This window comes from Acidobacteriota bacterium (genome assembly GCA_039030395.1).
Taxonomy (GTDB): Bacteria; Acidobacteriota; Thermoanaerobaculia; order Multivoradales; family JBCCEF01; genus JBCCEF01.
In genome coordinates this window covers 103,726-120,295 of the sequence record JBCCEF010000014.1, presented here as the reverse complement: position 1 = coordinate 120,295, position 16,570 = coordinate 103,726, and the positions used below count along the sequence as shown (strand labels likewise).

General features: G+C 68.3%; 16 protein-coding genes. All 16 read right to left on the bottom strand.

Going from position 1 to position 16,570, the window contains the following annotated elements; genetic code table 11:
- Nucleotides 1-53: 53 nt before the first annotated feature.
- Entirely contained in the window at nt 54-1,022 is a 969-nt protein-coding gene (locus AAF481_13970; GenBank protein ID MEM7482279.1) for an SDR family oxidoreductase, read from the bottom strand.
- Complete coding sequence (locus AAF481_13965; protein ID MEM7482278.1) at nt 1,009-2,247, bottom strand: nucleotidyltransferase family protein; 1,239 nt, start codon at nt 2,245-2,247, stop codon at nt 1,009-1,011. The genes AAF481_13970 and AAF481_13965 overlap by 14 nt, the downstream gene beginning before the upstream one ends.
- 5 nt (nt 2,248-2,252) lie before the next feature.
- Nucleotides 2,253-3,389, bottom strand: coding sequence for a DegT/DnrJ/EryC1/StrS family aminotransferase (locus tag AAF481_13960; protein ID MEM7482277.1), 1,137 nt, complete (start codon nt 3,387-3,389; stop codon nt 2,253-2,255).
- 10 nt (nt 3,390-3,399) lie between these two features.
- Entirely contained in the window at nt 3,400-4,068 is a 669-nt protein-coding gene (locus AAF481_13955; protein MEM7482276.1) for a hypothetical protein, read from the bottom strand.
- Nucleotides 4,065-4,679 carry a sugar transferase gene (locus AAF481_13950; GenBank protein ID MEM7482275.1) on the bottom strand — a complete coding sequence of 205 codons (615 nt, stop codon included), beginning with the start codon at nt 4,677-4,679 and terminating at the stop codon, nt 4,065-4,067. Before AAF481_13950 ends, AAF481_13955 begins: the two co-directional genes overlap by 4 nt.
- Entirely contained in the window at nt 4,676-5,881 is a 1,206-nt protein-coding gene (locus AAF481_13945; GenBank protein MEM7482274.1) for a glycosyltransferase, read from the bottom strand. Before AAF481_13945 ends, AAF481_13950 begins: the two co-directional genes overlap by 4 nt.
- Complete coding sequence (locus tag AAF481_13940) at nt 5,868-7,322, bottom strand: hypothetical protein (protein ID MEM7482273.1); 1,455 nt, start codon at nt 7,320-7,322, stop codon at nt 5,868-5,870. Before AAF481_13940 ends, AAF481_13945 begins: the two co-directional genes overlap by 14 nt.
- Nucleotides 7,315-8,538 (bottom strand): hypothetical protein, encoded by a 1,224-nt coding sequence (locus AAF481_13935; GenBank protein ID MEM7482272.1) that lies wholly within the window; start codon nt 8,536-8,538, stop codon nt 7,315-7,317. Before AAF481_13935 ends, AAF481_13940 begins: the two co-directional genes overlap by 8 nt.
- A complete protein-coding gene (locus AAF481_13930) occupies nt 8,525-9,592 on the bottom strand; it encodes a Gfo/Idh/MocA family oxidoreductase (protein ID MEM7482271.1) in 1,068 nt (355 codons plus the stop codon). The genes AAF481_13935 and AAF481_13930 overlap by 14 nt, the downstream gene beginning before the upstream one ends.
- A 36-nt stretch (nt 9,593-9,628) precedes the next feature.
- Nucleotides 9,629-10,720 (bottom strand): glycosyltransferase, encoded by a 1,092-nt coding sequence (locus AAF481_13925; protein MEM7482270.1) that lies wholly within the window; start codon nt 10,718-10,720, stop codon nt 9,629-9,631.
- A 63-nt stretch (nt 10,721-10,783) separates the two neighbouring features.
- Nucleotides 10,784-11,455: an HAD family hydrolase gene (locus tag AAF481_13920; GenBank protein MEM7482269.1), complete on the bottom strand. Its 672-nt coding sequence runs from the start codon at nt 11,453-11,455 to the stop codon at nt 10,784-10,786.
- Nucleotides 11,452-12,168, bottom strand: coding sequence for an NTP transferase domain-containing protein (locus tag AAF481_13915; GenBank protein ID MEM7482268.1), 717 nt, complete (start codon nt 12,166-12,168; stop codon nt 11,452-11,454). The genes AAF481_13920 and AAF481_13915 overlap by 4 nt, the downstream gene beginning before the upstream one ends.
- Nucleotides 12,165-13,073 carry an NAD(P)-dependent oxidoreductase gene (locus AAF481_13910; GenBank protein MEM7482267.1) on the bottom strand — a complete coding sequence of 303 codons (909 nt, stop codon included), beginning with the start codon at nt 13,071-13,073 and terminating at the stop codon, nt 12,165-12,167. The genes AAF481_13915 and AAF481_13910 overlap by 4 nt, the downstream gene beginning before the upstream one ends.
- Nucleotides 13,070-13,993: a phosphoglycerate dehydrogenase gene (locus tag AAF481_13905; GenBank protein ID MEM7482266.1), complete on the bottom strand. Its 924-nt coding sequence runs from the start codon at nt 13,991-13,993 to the stop codon at nt 13,070-13,072. The genes AAF481_13910 and AAF481_13905 overlap by 4 nt, the downstream gene beginning before the upstream one ends.
- Before the next feature lie 4 nt (nt 13,994-13,997).
- A complete protein-coding gene (locus tag AAF481_13900) occupies nt 13,998-15,341 on the bottom strand; it encodes a nucleotide sugar dehydrogenase (GenBank protein ID MEM7482265.1) in 1,344 nt (447 codons plus the stop codon).
- 169 nt (nt 15,342-15,510) lie between these two features.
- Nucleotides 15,511-16,401 carry a hypothetical protein gene (locus tag AAF481_13895; protein MEM7482264.1) on the bottom strand — a complete coding sequence of 297 codons (891 nt, stop codon included), beginning with the start codon at nt 16,399-16,401 and terminating at the stop codon, nt 15,511-15,513.
- Nucleotides 16,402-16,570: the final 169 nt, after the last annotated feature.

The following is a 16,570-nucleotide window of genomic DNA, read 5'->3' as shown; positions in this document are numbered from 1 at the left end:
ATCGCCAGGCATATTGCGTAGGTACTCCCGGGGTTGCGGAAGACGGGGTCCGGCTAGGCCGAGCCGTAGAGAGCCGTGTAGTGGTCGCGGCTCAAGGCGAGGCCTTTGGCTAGCTCGAGACTCGGCTCGTAGCCGAGGAGTGTTCGAGAGTCGTCAAGACAGGCGAGGGAGTGGGCCACATCGCCGGCCCGCGGCTCCTGGTGGACGGCCTCCGGACCGGTGCCGGCGATCTCCCGCAGCCGTTCGGCGAGTTCGTTGACGGTGGTTCGCCGGCCGGCGGCGACGTTGAAGGCCCGGCCGCAGGCCACCTCCGGCGCGCCGGAGGCCAGCAGGTTGGCGTGCACCGCATCGGCCACGAAGGTGAAGTCCCGGCTTTGCTCGCCGTCGCCGTAGATCACCGGCGACCGGCCTTCCAGGTAGGCGTGGAAGAAGCGCGGGATGACCGCCGCGTAAGCGCCCTCCGGATCCTGCCGCGGGCCGTAGACGTTGAAGTACCGCAGGCCGATCGCCCCGAGGCCGAAACAGCGCCCGAAGGTCGCCGCCAGCTCCTCGTTCATCCACTTGGAGAGGGCGTAGGGTGACAGAGGCTCGCCTTCCTCGCCTTCCTTCTTCGGTAGCCGGTCGCTATCGCCGTAGACGCTCGACGACGAAGCGAAGACCACCCGGCTCACCTCGGCGTCGCGCGCCGCCGTAAAGACGTTGGCGGTGCCGGCGACGTTGATCTCGAGAGAACCGGCAGGATCGGCCAGCGAGCGCGGCACCGAGCCTCGGGCGGCCTGGTGAAAGACGTAGGCGGCGCCGGCACAGGCCCGAGCACAGGTGGCGAGATCCCGAATGTCGCCCTCGATCAGCTCCACCTGGCCGTCCAGGTGAGCGAGGTTCTCGGCCTTGCCGCTCGACAGGTCGTCGAGCACCCGGACCTGGGCGCCGCCCGCGACCAGCGCATCGACCAGGTGGGAACCGATGAAGCCGGCTCCGCCGGTGACCAGCACGGTAGCGTCGGTGAAATCAGGAATCGGCACGGGCGGTCTTTTTCTCGCAGTCGGCAGGGGGTGCGGTTTGGCCTTGCCGGCCACCGCGCAGCAGGCTCCAGAGTATGTCGAAGGGACGCCGCAAGCGCCAGCCCCAAAACGACCAACGGTGACGTGGCGGACCATGGCGCAGGATCAACTCGCGTTCGTTCAGCCACAGCTTGCGTCTCACATGGCCGACCAGCTCGCCGCGCCGGCGGGCATCCCCCAGGCGGCCGCGCAGGTGAGCGGCCCGCCGCTCGCTGCCATAGCCCTCGACCAAGACACCGGCCAGGAAGTGGCGGAGCAGAAGATCGGCGGTACCGCCGGCGGCCGGCAAAGCTCCGCGGGCCAGTGTTTCGGTCAGCTCCGCTGCGCCCCGGCCCTCCTCCCGTTCGACCGCCGGGCAAAGGGGCAGAACCCGCTCGACCGCCGAAGTGGGGGACTCGCCGGTCGGGGTCAAAGTCGCAATGTCCACAATCAGGCGCAAGAGGGGGTAGGAGTCCGGCCGATCGCCGTGCTGCTCCAGGCCGTGGGTCAGGGCATGGGCGAGGAGAAGGTCCCGATTCGGAATGCTCCAGCCCGTCGCCAGGTCGTCGACCAGACCGTCGGCCACCAGCTCATCCGCCGTCGCCCACTGCCCGCTACGCACTTCTACCCCGCGCAGCCGGAAGTGCAGGTCGACAGAACCGCCGCTCCGGCGACCCGCGACGGAGGAGAACTCCGGAGTCAAGAGCGGCGGCAGGTGCTGCGCGTTGGGCAGCACCTCCGAGGATCGGAAACCGGCGTCCACCAGAGCCTCGAAAAGGGCCTCGGCACGGTCTTCGGCCACCAGCAGGTCGAGGTCTCCAGAGGGTCGCTCGCCGGATTCGACGTAGCCGCCGAGGGCGAGGGCAAAACCTTTGAGGAAGATGGCCTTGAGCTCCAGGTTCTCGGCGACTGTGCGGATCTGTTCGGCCGTGCGTTCGAACATCAGGCCGATGGCGGCGGAGTGCGCCCGGGCGACGAGCAGGCGGCTGGCGTCGGCTCCCAGGGCCTCGCTGAGTACCCGCCGGGGATGGCGCGCCGCGATGCGCGAGGCGAGACCCAACCGCTCGGCGAGGTCCACCGGTGTTCCGCCGGTCGGCGGCGGGATCGCCGTCGAGTTGGGAGCGGCCTCCGCCGTTGGCCCGAAGGCTCGCCCGAGCACCCACCGCAGCTCGGCGGTGTAGGGAATCTCCGGTGGGTGGAAACGCATCGGCGTCAGGAAGTCTGCCCGGTGACGACCGCGCGGACCACGCCGGCGACCCGTTCGAGGTCCCGGCTTGCCAGAGACGAACCGCTCGGCAGGCACAAGCCCTGCTCGAAGAGCCGCCGCGACACCGCGCCGCCGACCATCGGACAGTCCCGGAAGACCGGCTGCAGGTGCATCGGTTTCCACACCGGCCGCGCTTCGATGTCCTCGCCTTCGAGGGCCAGGCGCACCGCTTCGCGGTCCGTGCCGGCGATCTCCGGATCGAGGGTGAGGCAAGTCAACCAGCGGTTGCTCCGGCCGTAGGTGGCCTCCGCCATGAACTCCAAGCCCGGCAGGTCGTCCAGCAGCTCGCGGTAGCGCTCGAAGTTGCGACGCCGGGCGGTCACCCGTTGATCGAGCACTTCGAGCTGGCCGCGGCCGACGGCGGCCAGCAGGTTCGATAGGCGGTAGTTGTAGCCGATCACCGAGTGCTCGTAGTGCGGCGCCGGATCCCGCGCCTGGGTGGCGAGGAAACGGGCGCGCTCCACCAGCCGGCGCTCGTGGGACACCAGCATGCCGCCGCCGGAGGTGGTGATGATCTTGTTGCCGTTGAAGGAGAACACCCCCAGCCGGCCGAAACCGCCGGCGGGCCGGCCGCGGTAGGTCGATCCGAGGGCCTCGGCGGCGTCTTCGATGAGCGGCACGCCCCAGCGCTCGCAGGCGACGAGGAGCGGTTCGTAGTCCGCGCACTGGCCGTAGAGGTCCACCGCGATCAGCGCTTTCGGCAGACGGTTCGACCTGCCGCGTTCCTCCAACTCCTGAGCGACCAGGTGGGGATCGAGGGTCCAGGTCTCCGGATCGCAGTCCACCAGCACCGGTTGGGCCCCTTGGTAGACCACCGGGTTGACGCTGGCGGCGAAGGTCAGGCTGGCGCACATCACCTCGTCGCCGGCTCCGACTCCCAACAGTTCCATCGCCAGGTGGAGGGCCGCCGTGCCGGACGACAGGGCCGCCGCATGGGGCACTTCGACCACTTCCGCCATCTCCTGCTCGAAGGCGTTCACATGGGGTCCGATGGGCGCCACCCAATTGCTGTCGAAGGCGTCCGCCACCAGCTCCCGTTCGCGGCCGCTCATGTGTGGCGGCGACAGGTAGATGCGGCTCATGGAGTTCCCTTCACGGTGCCGGGTCTCCGACCGTCAGAGGGCGCGCCGGAACGCCCACCACCGTCACGCCGGCCGGTACGTCGCGGGTGACCACCGCGCCGGCGCCGACGATGGCGCCATCGCCGACGGACAGGTATTGCAGCACCTGCGCGCCGACCCCGACCAGCACCCCCTCGCCGATGCGCACGGCGCCGGAGATGTTGGCCGCCGGGTTCAAGCAACTACCGCGGCCGATGGTCGCCTCGTGACCGAGGGTGCAGCCGGGATTGGCGACGGCGAAGGGCTCGAAGGTCAGGTGGACCGTCCCCATCACCCCATTGCACAGGATCGCGCCGGCTCCCAGGCGCGAGGTGGCGGTGTCGTAGCGCACCGTGGGGTGGACCAGGGCTGGCCAGGCGAGGTCCGGAAAGGAGCCGGCCAGCGCCTCGCTCAGCCGCAGCCGCGGCGCCGGCGAACCGATCCCCAAGGCGAGGGCGTCGACCGGATGGTCCTCCAGCCAGGAAAGGTCCCCTAGCACCTCGTTGCGGCTGTCGTTGGGGCCGAGGCGCGACAGGTCCGACACCAGGTAGCCGACGAACCGAAAGCGCTCCCGCACGGCGTTGATCTCGGAGATCAGCCACTTGACCTCGCGGGCGAAGCCGCCGGCGCCGATGACGGCAATCTTCTGGACGGTGCTCATTCTTCATCCCCACGAAACTCCCCCATGGTGGCCTCGCCGGGGGCTGAAATTCCCTCGCGCCGGATCACCTGGACAAGGGTGCGGGCCAGGATGCGGAGGTCGAGGCCCAGGCTCAGGTGATCGACATACCAGACATCCTGGCGGAAGCGCTCCGGCCAGGGCAGCGCATTGCGTCCGTTGACCTGCGCCCAGCCGGTCAGTCCGGGGCGCTCATCGTGTCGCCGGGCCTGCTCGGGAGTGTACCGCTCGAGGTACTGAACCAGCAGTGGCCGGGGTCCGACCAGCGACAGATCGCCCCGCAGCACATTCCACAGCTCCGGCAGTTCGTCGAGGCTGGTGCGGCGTAGGAAAGAGCCAAAAGCCGTGAGACGCTCGGCATCGGGCAGAGGCTCTCCGTCCGGGTTGCGGGCGTCGCGCATGGTGCGGAACTTGACCAACTCGAAGAGCTTCCCCCGGCGGCCCGGGCGCCGTTGCCGGAAGAGGACCGGCGAGCCGAGGCGGATGCGCACCGCCAGAGCCAGCAGCACCAGCAGCGGCGCCGCGGCCAGCAGCGCCGGGATCGCCAGGGCGAGGTCGAGGACGCGCTTGCCGTAACGGCGGTAGAAACTCACGCCTCGTCTCCGGCCAGGAGTCGGCGGTATTCCTCCGCCCAGCGCCGGCGGACGATGCGGTGGTCGAAGTGCTTGGCGGCGCGAGCGCGGCCGGCGGCGCCGAGGCGGTGGGCACGCGCCGGCTGCTGGATCATCGCCAGCAGGGCTTCACCGAGGGCGGCGGTGGCGCTCGGTGGCACCAGGATGCCGGTTTCGCCGTCCACCACCGCATCGACGGTGCCGGTGGCCGCGTAGCCCACCACCGGCAAGCCGGCAGCGGCGGCCTCCAGCGGCACGTTCGGAAAGCCCTCCCGGTAGGAAGGGAAGGCGAGGGCGGTCATCAGCCGGTAGTAGGGAGCCGCGTCGCCGACGAAGCCCGGCCGCAGCACCCGCGGGTCGGACTCGATGCGGCGCCGCGCCCGCTCGCTCACCGGGTCCCCCGGCTCGAAATCGCCCACCAGCAGGAGGCGGGCTTCGCCCGCCGCCGGCAGCACGACTTCGAAAAACGCCGCCAACAGATCCTCGATGCCCTTGTCCTCGACGAAGCGGCCGACGAAACCGATGACCGGTGTGCCGGGCGGTACCCCCAACCGATCTCGCACCTTGGCCGTTGCCTCATCGGCTTCCTCTGTCGAGCCGCTGAAGCGGTCGAGATCGACCCCTCGCGACGAGCCTTCGCCGAGCACCACCGCCTTGTGCGGCGAGACCAGCCCCAGCTCAACGGCCTTGCGGCGCAGGCTGTGGCTGACGCAGATCACCCGCTGGGCCGAGTGCGCGGCGAGGCGCTCGCCGGCGGCCAGAATCCGGCCTTTGAGGCCGGAGGTGGTCTCCAGCCGCAGGCCGCGCAGGGTGTAGAGGCGATGCGGCACCGCCAGGCTGCGGGCGGCCAACATGCCGAGGAGGCCGGCCTTCGGGGTTCCGGCGTTGACCACCCGCGGAGCGACGGCTTTGAGCTCCCGGCGGAGAGCCGCCAGCGCCCGGAGGTCCGCCAGTGGGCGGATCTCGCGCTGGAGGGGCATCGTGGAGACCGGAATGCCGGCTTCCCGAACAACCTCCAGATCGGCCCCGGGGGCGGTCATCACCCGCACGTCGAAGCCTTCCCGCTGGAGGTAGAGGAGCTGATCCAGCAGCAGAAAACGCGCCGTCATGGGATGGGTGACGATGAAAACGATGGGCCCGGCGCCAAGGCTTTCGCCTTCCCGGATCCGCTCAGAGGTGTCCATCGGGTGGTCGGTACCGCGATCTCGGGAGCGTCTGCCGCATCGCCGGCTGGCTCCAGCCGGGCCGGCCCGGAGACCAGGACGGGCGGGCCGGAGCTGCTGCCGCTGCCGCTGCCGATGACCGGCGGGATGGCCGCTCCGCCGTCCGCTGGCGCGCCAGATCCCGCAGATGGGATCGGGCGAAGGTCTCGAACACCAAGAAGATCAGCAGCAGCAGCCAGAAGGTGCGCTCCGTGACGTGCCGGTTGTAGATGTAGCTGATCGAAAGGCTCCACAGGCCCATCATCAGCACCAGATAGACGCCGCCGTAGGCGGTGCGCCGCATCTGGAAAAACAGCTTGAGGGAGTGGATCAATAGGTAGGCCATCAGGGCGATGTAGAGCGAGAGTCCGACCAGCCCCATCTCGGCCAAAAAGCGCAGCGGGGTGCTGTGCACCTCGTGGCCGGTGGGGGAGTAGCGCGATTTGGCGAAACCGCCCCAGCCGATGCCGAAAACCGGTCGCTCGCGATAGGCCATCATCACACCCTGCCGTTGGAGGACGAAGAAACTGTCGTCTTCGGCCAGTTGCTCCTCCTTGGCGAAAGCCTGCTCCAGGCGCTGACCGATCATCCCCACCCGTTCCTGAAAGAAGGCCGCCTGCGGTACGTAGATGGCGCCGACGGTGTAGAAGGCGGCGAGGAATCCCAGGGCCACGGCGCCGGAGCGGATGAGGGTCAGGCGCTTGCCCCGGTGGGTGAGAAGGAAACCGACCGCCAGTCCGAACAGGCCGACGATGAGCGAAAGGTAAACGGAGCGCCGACCGGAGACGGCGACGCCGTAGAGGGCCAGGCACAGGGCGCCGTTCGACAGCAGGCGGTTGAGCTTTCCGATGTTGGGCTGAATGGTGTAGAGCAGGACCAGCCAGAAGCCGGAGAGCATGTAGCTGCCCATGTGGGCGCGGTTGCGGAACGGGCCGGCGGCCTGGAAATCCCCCCCCGCCTGCACGCCGGACCAGATCACCCACGGTCCGACGATCAGGAGCGACAGGGCGATCAGCCGCAGAACGTAGGCCGGGTGGACCTGATACTGCAGGATCAGGTTGTAGACCGCGACGAGAAACAGCAGCAAGAACACCAGGATGCCCGTCTGGACCAGCCCCATGCGGGCGTGACTCGGCGGCAGCCAGGTCTGGGAGACGGCGGCCAACAGAACCAGGGCGGCGACGATTTTGGTGATGGTGTGGAGGCGCAACGGAATCTCCGGCCGGCGGTAGACCGCCAGGAAGGAGACGATGATCAGGCCGCCGAGGATCTCGAAGGGTCCGATGTTGTTGCGCACTCCGGGAATGAACTTCACCTGGGTCAGGAAGGCCGAGAAAATGAACACTGGCAACAGCAGCGCCATCGCTTTCGGGAGCCGCGAAATGCGGTCGTCCGGCAGGGAATGGACCGCCGATTCAGCCACTCTGGGCTACCTTTCGGTCCTCGGCGCCGGTCGCCGACAGCAGTCCGGCGATGCACCGAACCACCTGCTCGGCGGCCGTGCCGCGGTGGGACAGCGCGCGGTCCAGGTAGGCGCGCACCTTGGCCTCGTCCGGATCGCCGGGAGCGATCAGCCGTTCGATCTGCTCGGTCAGCGGGGCGCTCGCCGTCGACGAACTCCAGGTCAACCCTCGGGCGGCACCGCTCGAAACATAGTCGAAGACGAAGCCGCGGCCGGGAATCTCCAGCACGCCGAGAGGGCAGCCGAGGAGCAGCGCTTCCAGTCCGACTGTGGAGGCGAGCACCACCGCCGCCCGGGCGCGGCCCAGAAGATCGTGGAGCGGTTCTTCCGAATGGACCTCGACCGACCGCAGTCGGCTCAGCCGGCGGCGCACCGCGGCGGCGTCTTCGCGCGGGTGCAGGCGGACGATCAGGGACAGGTCCCCTTCCGCCAACACCGGCTCCGCGGCTCGGGCGAAGCCTTCGAGCAGGTCGAGCTTTTCGTCGTGGTCGCAGAACCCCTGGTCGTCGATCGGATTGGACAGCAACACCAGCGGACCGCCGCCGCGCTCTGCCGCCGCCGGACGGTTCGCCAGGTTGTCAAAGCGTGGACTGCCGGTGAGGTGGATGCTCTCCGGCGGCGCGCCCCGCTCGGCGAAGTACTCGCCGCTCGATGGACCCCAGGCGGCGATGGCGTTCGCTCCGCCGCGGCCGTAAGCATCGACGTCGCGGGTGCCCGGCAGCGGGAAGCGGATCCCCTCCTGCAGCAGCAAGAAGGGCAGGCCCCGGCGCCGGAGCAGGGCGGCGATGAGGTCGTAGGGGTAGGCGGCGTCGTTGGGCAGTACCACCAGGTCTGGGCGCTCTCGCAGGGCGGCGCGCAGCGGGCCGGCGAGGAGTAGCCGCCAGGCCGCTTGCCGCAGCCGGCCGGAACTCCGCCCGGCTGGAGAGGACAGCCCACCTTCGCCGGCGGACCGGGCTCGTCGCGCCCCCGGTAGGGCGAGAGACGGGGAGCGGAAGCGAAAGGGGATCAGCCGGCGCAGGGTGACATCTTGGAGGCCTTGCGGCGAGCGCAGTCCTCGAAATTCGCACAGCGACAGGACCCGGCAGCGGTGCCCCTGTCGGGTCAACCGCTCGATCACCGGCCGGCTCATCGCCAGGTGGTGACCGGGGTTCGAGATCAGGAAATCAACGCGCCCCACCGAGCGCCTCCAACCGCTGGTCGATGGCCCGGCCCACCCGCTCACTGTTGCGCACCACGTACTCGATCTCGTCGAGAGGGGTGGGGGAGTCCTTCTCGCCGTGCAGCCAGCCGGCGTAATGCTGGATCAATTTGAAGTGCGGGGAAGCGCCGCGCAGGCGCTCCGTGAAGTAGGCCATGCGGTCCGGCACTGACTGGAGGAGGTCCGAGCCGGCGTCGAGCAGAGAATTGCCGGCGGCCCGCCGCCAGGAAGCATCGCCGTGGGCGTGGATCGAAGCCGAGTCGCCCAGAATGTCGAGGTAGATGATGCCCTCCTCGCCGTGCAGCGAAAGGGAACGGTGGTTGATGCGGCAGTTGGCCGAGTAGTGGACCGTCGCCATGGCGCCGTCGCCGGCGAAGGTGAGCTGGACTTCATCCGCCGGTGCCCCCGCCGGCGCTCCGTTCGAGGAGAGGGCTTCGACGTGGGTGAGATCCAGGGCGCCGATGAAACTGTGGATCAGGTACAGCTCGTGGGGCAGCGTTTCGAACCAGCGGCCGCCGGGCAGCCGGTGGGACCAGTGCCGGTCCCCCACCAGCATCCGGTCGCCCTGGGGGCTGGTGAGAAAGCGCCGGGTGAGGCGCAGGACGCGTCCGATGCGCCCTTTCGCCACCCACTTCTTGGCGAGCTGCACGCTTCGGGCGAACTGTAGGTTGTGGAGCACTCCGAGCTTGCCCGGCGAAGCCTCGAACAGGGGTTTCAGCTCATCCCATTCGGCGGCCCAGATCACCACCGGTTTCTCCACCAGGATGTGCAACCGGCGCTCGGCGGCCTGGCGGAGCAGACCCGCGTGGGTCGCCGGCGGGGTGCAGATGTCGACCACCTGCACGGCGTCGAGCATCGCGTCGAGGTCGTCGTAGACCCGATCGATGCCGAAGCGCTCGGCACGCCGCTGGGCGGACTCCCGGTCGAGATCGAAAATGCCGGTCACCCGGCAACCGCGGGCCCGTTGCCACGCTTTGAGATGGGTCTCGGAAATGTGGCCGGCGCCGATCAGGCCGACATCGAACTCAGACATGGTGGGTCATGGCGATTCGGTGGTCCCTGGCGGCACTCATCGGCCCGCCGCTTTCTCGATGGTTTGGGAGTAGCGCCGGAGCGCCGATTCCAGACTGAATTGTCGCACGTCCTCGCGCCCCTGAGCGGCCAGACGGCTGCGGAGGTCCGGATCGGCCAACAGTCGGCCCATGCGGTCCGCCAGGGCGTCGACGTCGCCCACCGTTACCAGGAAGCCACTTTCACCGTCGGTGATCACCTCCGAAGGACCGGTGGGGCAGTCGGTGGAGACCGCCGCGGCACCGCAGGCCATCGCCTGGATCAGTACTCCCGGCAACCCTTCGAAGCGCGAGCTGAGGACGAAGACCTGCGCCCGGGCCATCCAACGAAAGGGGTTCGAATCGAAGCCCGGCAGGGCCACCCGGCCGCTGAGATCGAGGCGATCGATCTCCCGCTCGAGGTCACCGCGCTCCGGGCCCTCGCCGAGGATCACCAGCCGCGCATCGGTGCCCTCGGATAGGCGCGCGAAGGCGCGGATCAGGGTGAGTTGATCCTTCGTCGGCACCAGGCGGCCGGCACTCAGGATCAAGGGCCGACGATCTTCGGCTTCGGGGCCGTCGAGGGGTACGGCGGCTTGCGCCGCGATCTCCGGCGTGATCACCGGGTTGTAGACCACGTCGACGCGCCCTCCCTCGACTCCGAGGAGGTGGACGAGATCCTCCGCTACCCCGCCGGAGACCGCCGCCAGGCGATCGGCCCGCCGGTAGAGGCGGCGTTTGAGGGCGACCAGACTGCGGTTCTTCCAACCGGGACGGTCATCGCGTCGCAGGGTGGAGCGCTCGGACAGCAGCAGCCGGCAGGGGCGGCGGCGCAGAGCGTGAGCCAGGGCGGCCACCAGATTGGTTCCGCTAGAGGTCGAGAAGAGAATTTCGGGAGGCCGTCTCAGCAGGCGGACGAGAGGTCCGACGGCGTTCACCAGCCGCTGGACGCCGAGGCTGTGGACCGGCACGTCATCCGGCAAGTCGTCGAGGAAGGGTCCTTCGGCCTTCATCAATACCAGCGTGGGCCGAAAGCGTTTGCGGTCGAGGTGCTGGAGGAGTGTTCGGGTCACCCGGTCGGCGCCGCCGTGACCCATGGTGGGACGCAGCACCCAGACCTCGATCGGCCGCTCCCGTGAGGTCGCTTCAGAGGCCATCGAGTAGGTAGGAGTCGCTCATCGCGCCGTCCGTTCCGGTTCGGCGGCGATCACGAAGGGCCGCAGGCCGGTCAGGTCGGACACCGTGGGGATGTCGCGGTCCTCGAAGACCGTCCCGATCTCGCGGCCGACGAAGGGAACTCCCGCCGCTTCGGCGGCGTCGAGGTCGCTCATTCCGTCGCCCACCATCAGCGTTTCCGCGGCAGCCCAGCCGTGGCGACCGAGCACGTCCAGGAGAATCTCGGTCTTGCCGCGGGGCGCGCCGTGGACTTCGCGGAAGAAGCGGCGGAGGCCGCGACGGTCGACGATCTGCTGCAGTTCCTCATCGGGCGTTCCGGAGGCGACGAAGAGCGGCGTGGTGGGCACCAGGTCCTCCAGCAGATCCTGGGCTCCGGGAACCAGTGGGCAGGCCAGCACCTGCTCGAAGACCATCGCCGAGTAGCGTTCTCCGAGGTGCCGGGAGGTGGCCTCGTCGAGGGGCTCCCGGAACAGCTTCCGGTAGATCCAGTCGAACTTTCGGTAGCGGGAGAAGCCGACGTTTTCCTGATGGTGGCGGAGGATCGCTTCCCGGTGCTCCGGCCGGTCGGCGAAGAGCGCCGCGAAGGCGCGGGTCTTGATCTCCGTCGATTCGAGGATCACCCCGTCGAAATCGAAGATCACCGCCCGCGGCCTGGCGCTCCCCTCGGTCACAGTTCGCGGATACCCGGCAGGTGAGTAAGCCACCACTCGGCGACGGACAGATCGAGGTGGGTGTGGACGTCGCGCCCGGTCACCCAGTTGCGCACGATCGGCTTCGAGCGCTCACCCATCCACCACCACGGGTTGGGGCCATCGCGGCGCTCGACGCACTCCTTGCGGAAGGCCCACACCCCCTGGTCGTAGTAGAAGGCGCGGGGATAGCTCTGGCGCTCGGTGGAGACTTCGCGCTCGCCGCCGTAGGGCTTCAACAGACCGTCCTCGATTTCCATCGCCCGCAGCGGATGGTCGTCCGCCGCCTCCCACACGGTCATCACCGAGTCGAGGGACGGATCGTCGTCGAGTTCCTCGAGGCAGCGGTCGATCAGCGCCCCGTCTACCATCACCGTGTTGCCCAGCAGTAGAACGACGTTTTCGAGCTCCGGGTGGCGCTCATCCACCCAGCGGACGGCGTGCTGGATGACATCGCCGTGGTTGACCGTATCGCCGCCCAGTTCGTCCGGGCGCCAGATCACCTCGCAGCCGAGGTCTTCGGTCGCCTTGGCGATGCTCTCGCCGTCCGTCGAGTTGAACACCCGATCGATGCGCTCGGCGTCGAGGGCCGCCTGGAGCGGAAAGGCCACCAGCGGCCTGCCGGCCAGCGGATGGACGTTCTTGTCGCGGATCGACTTGCTGCCGGCGCGGGCGGTGATGATGGCGGCGTTCACGGTGTCTCATCTCCTTCGTGGTCCGTTGTTTCGCGATCGAGGGACTCGAGGAGCTGCAGGATCCCCTGGCCCATGTCGACGGTGAGATTCGAGGTCAGTTTGCGACCCGGACGGGGGCCGTAGGCGTAAGGGGTCACCCGGTAGTGACCGTCGCCCTCGCCGCCTTGGTACTCGATGTCGAGGGGACGGCCGAGAATCTCCGAAAACATCGTGAAGAGATCCTCTAGCCGAGTCGAGGCGTTGCCGGTGAGCACCAGGTGTTGATTCTCGTGGGCGGCGTCGAGGGCGTCAACGGACAGCCGCGCGGCGTCTGCGACATGGATGTACTCGCGGCGATCGTCCGGCCGGCCGGCGTGCTGGATCTTGCTTTCGCGAGCCGCCTGCCGCAACAGCCGATAAAAGCCGTTGGTCTGATCCGCCCGCGGGCCGTAGAGGCTGCCGTAGCGCAGGATGGTGTAGGGCAGGCCGTGTTGCCGTTCGAACTCCTCGATGAACGATTCACAGGCCTGTTTCGAGCAGCGGTAGAAGCCGCCGGCGCGGCTGTAGACGTACACCGTGCTGGCGAAGACGAAACGCCGCGCTCCGACGGCGCGAGCCGCCTCCAGGGCGTGCAGGGTGCCCAAGACGTTGAGGCGCGCCGCATCGAGGGGACGCGACCGGGCGTCGTTCAGGTCCGCCATGGCCGCCAAATGGAAGACCGCGTCGGCACCGGCGAAGGCCGGCACCATGGCCTCGAGGTCGAGCAGATCGCCGACCACCATCCTCTGGTCCTCGCGCAGGTAGGGCGACTCGTGCCGGTCGAAGATCTTGACCCTGCAGCCGCGCTCGCTCAGGGTGTCGGCGATGTGGCTACCGAGGAAACCGGAGCCGCCGGTGACGACGACGTTCTCGAAGCGTTCGTTCATGCGCCATCCTCCCGGGCGAAATGGCGGATCACCGTTGCCGTGGCTTGCGCTTCCATCCGCACCCGGCTCTCGGCCGCATAGGAGCCGATGTGGGGGGTGAGGACGACGGAATCGAATTCCACCAGGGGACCTTCGTAGGGCTCGTTTTCGAACACGTCCAGATAGGCACCCCCCAGGCGGCCGGCGCGCAGCGCATCGGCCAGGGCTGCCTCGTCCACCACTCCACCGCGAGCGACGTTCACCAGCACCGCTCCTTCCTTCATTCGCGCGATGCGATCGCCGCCGAGCAGCGGTCCGCCGTCGTTCGAGGAAACGTGCAGGCTGACCACGTCTGACCGCGCCAGGAGGGAATCGAGATCCAGCCAGGAGACGTCGGTAAGGGACGGATCCGGACGGAGGTCGTAGGCCAGCACCGAAGCGCCGAAGGGCCGCAGCAGTTCGCGCAAGGCTCGGCCGACGCGGCCCATGCCCACGATGCCGACGGTCTTGCCGGCGAGCAGCCGTCCCATCGGTTTGTCCCAGCGGCCGTCGCGCACCTGGCGATCCGCCCAGGAGAGGCGCCGCAGGACGTCGAGCAGGCCGGCGAGGGTGAGTTCCGCCACCGCCGGCACGTGGGCGTCGGGAGTATTGTGAACGGCAATGCCACGGCGGCGGGCGGCGTCCAGGTCGACGTTGTCGAGGCCGGTGCCGACGCGCGAGATGACCCGCAGCTTGGGGGCGGCTTCGAGCACGCCGTCGTCGAGCCATTCGGTGCCGGCGATCAGCGCGTCGGCGTCGGCGAGGAAGGTGCGCGACTCGTCCGGCGTCAGCTTGCGGCCGTGGGGATTGCCCTTCACAGCAAAGCCCGCCGCCTTCAGGGCCGCCAGGGGCTCCGCGGAAATTTGGCCGAAGGACGAGGTGGAGATGGCGACGGTGGGCATCGGGTCAGGCCTTGACGACCTTGTCGTCCGGCGTCCGGTAGATGCCGCGGGTGTCGACGATCAGCGGCGCGTGGCGGTGCACCCGTTGCCAGTCGATGGCGTCGTGGTCCGTCACCACCAGCACCGCGTCCTGGGCCGCCAGGTTCTCGGCGGTGAGCGGCACAGAGTGCATCGGGGGCAATTCCGACCAGGTGCGCATCGCCGGCGCCTCGGCGATCAGCGGGTCGTGGTAGGACACCTCGGCACCGAGATCGAGCAGCCGGTCGATCAGCTCGAAGGCCGGGCTCTCGCGCGGGTCGGCGACGTTCTTCTTGTAGGCGATGCCCAGGACCAGGATCTTGCTGCCGCGCACCGCCCGGCTGCGGCCGTTCAGGGCTCGCTGGAGCTTCTCGATGACGTAGCCGGTCATGGTGACGTTGACCTCGCCGGCCAGCTCGATGAAGCGCGGCGGCGCGCCGGATTCCCGCGCTTTCCAGGACAGGTAGAACGGGTCGAGCGGGATGCAGTGGCCGCCCCAGCCGGGTCCCGGGTTGAAGCGCATGAAGCCGAAGGGCTTGGTCGAAGCGGCGTCGAGCACCTCCCAGATGTCGATGCCCATGCGGTCGTAGACGATCTTCAGTTCGTTGACCAGGGCGATGTTGACCGCCCGGAAGATGTTCTCCGTCAGCTTGGTCGCCTCCGCCGCGCGGGCGGAGGACACCCGCACCGTGCTCGGTACGATCTGGTCGTAGAGCGCCTGGGTGAGGTCCGCGGATCGCTCGTCCACGCCGCCGACCACCTTGGGGATGGTGGTGGTGGAGTGGGTGGTGTTGCCCGGATCCTCGCGCTCCGGTGAATAGCCGAGGAAGAAGTCCTCGCCGCAGGCGAGGCCACCGCCTTCGAGCATCGAACGCAGTAGCTCTTCGGTGGTGCCCGGATAGGTGGTCGATTCGAGCACCACCAGTTGCCCCGGCCTTAAGCGTTCGACAATGCGCTGGGCGGTGGCGACGATGTAGCTCATATCCGGCTCGCGCTGGGCGGTGAGCGGGGTGGGCACGCAGATCAGCAGCACGTCCGGTTCGCCGAGGCGCCCGAAATCCGCCGTCGCCGCCAGGGCGCCGCCCTCGACCAGCGGCCGGATGCGCGATGCCGGACACTGCTGGATGTAGGTCTCGCCGTTCTCCAGGGTCGTGACCTTGGACTGGTCGACATCGAACCCCAGGGTGCGAAAGCCGCGCTCGGCGAGGGAGAGGATGAGCGGCAACCCGACATAGCCGAGGCCGATCACCCCGACCAAGGCCTGCCGGTCGGTGATCTCCTGACGCAGATGGGCGACGCGATCCGCCGCCGAACTCGAGGTATTCGACATAGTTTTTCCCGAGGAACTGGAGTTGTTTCGCCGGGCGGATCGCCGACAAGAAAACGCCCGCGGGCCGGCCTTCCGGCGCGCGGGCGATCTTACCGCGCCGAGCGGCCGGATGGGGCCGCTGGCGGTCCTAACCAATCACCGTCGGTTCAACGTTACCGTCTGTTCAACTTTACAGTCCGTTCGGCAGCGTCGGCGAAGGATCCGGGTCGTCTTGAATGACGATGGTGGTGATGCCGCCGATGCCCGCCAGGGTCGCCGGCACCAAGAAGTCCTCCTTCAAGAGGAAAGCCACCACACAAGAACGGCAAACCTCGTCGGCGCGCGGAATCCACTGATCGTTGACCCGCGTGACGATACCGTCACAGAGCCAGTGGAAAACCTTCTTGCCCTCTTGCCAGGGGGCGGTCTCGCCGACCGTCAGGTTCAACGCCTCGCCGGCCTGGCGCGCCGTCAGGGTGACTTCGCAGTCTTCCTTGACCTCCGTCGAACGCATCGCCGACTGGGCGATCTCGTTGTTCTCGGCGTCGAAGACGGCGACGAAATACTCGACCGGCTCGTTCTCCAACCCTTCGAGCCAGGTCTGAAGCGTTTCGTTGTCCAGGTCATTCATCCAGGCGCGATCTTCCGGCTCACCGCCGACAGAGGCGCGCTCGCGAATGATCTCGTCGTCCAGATCGTCGTTGGGGTCGCGGTCTTGGGAGGCTTCCTTGGCCTTCCACCAGGCGGCCCAGAGCTCGTCGTCCTCGACGTCGTCCGGCGGATTTTCCAGCTCTTTGCGCTCCGGGTTGCGGTCTTCCGGCCGTGGCAGCACCGCCCAGTAGCCGTCCGGCCCCGGATGCATCTGCACCCAGTAGAAGTCCTCGACTTCTTGGTGCATGCGCCGGAAGTACAGCCGCACCGTCGTGCCGGGCTGGTCGCCGTCAACGGTGGCCTGAACCGGGGTGTTGCGTGCCACCGGTACACACTCCAGCTGCTCGACGCTGGCGGTCTGCGCCGCTGCTCCCAACGAGAGGGACACCAGCAAAATCCCGGTCAGAACCGAGAGTTGGATTTTTCTCATTATCGTAGTCTCCTGGCGTTCACCTCCGGTTATACCGGTCTCTAGCGGGCTCGTCAACATTATCGGGACTTTGGTATTCCTTCTGGTTCGAAGGGTGTAGGCACATATCTATTCCGTTTTCAGGCCTTCTTTCGGCGCTTCGAAGGATCTTTCGACTCGGCTGGGTTCT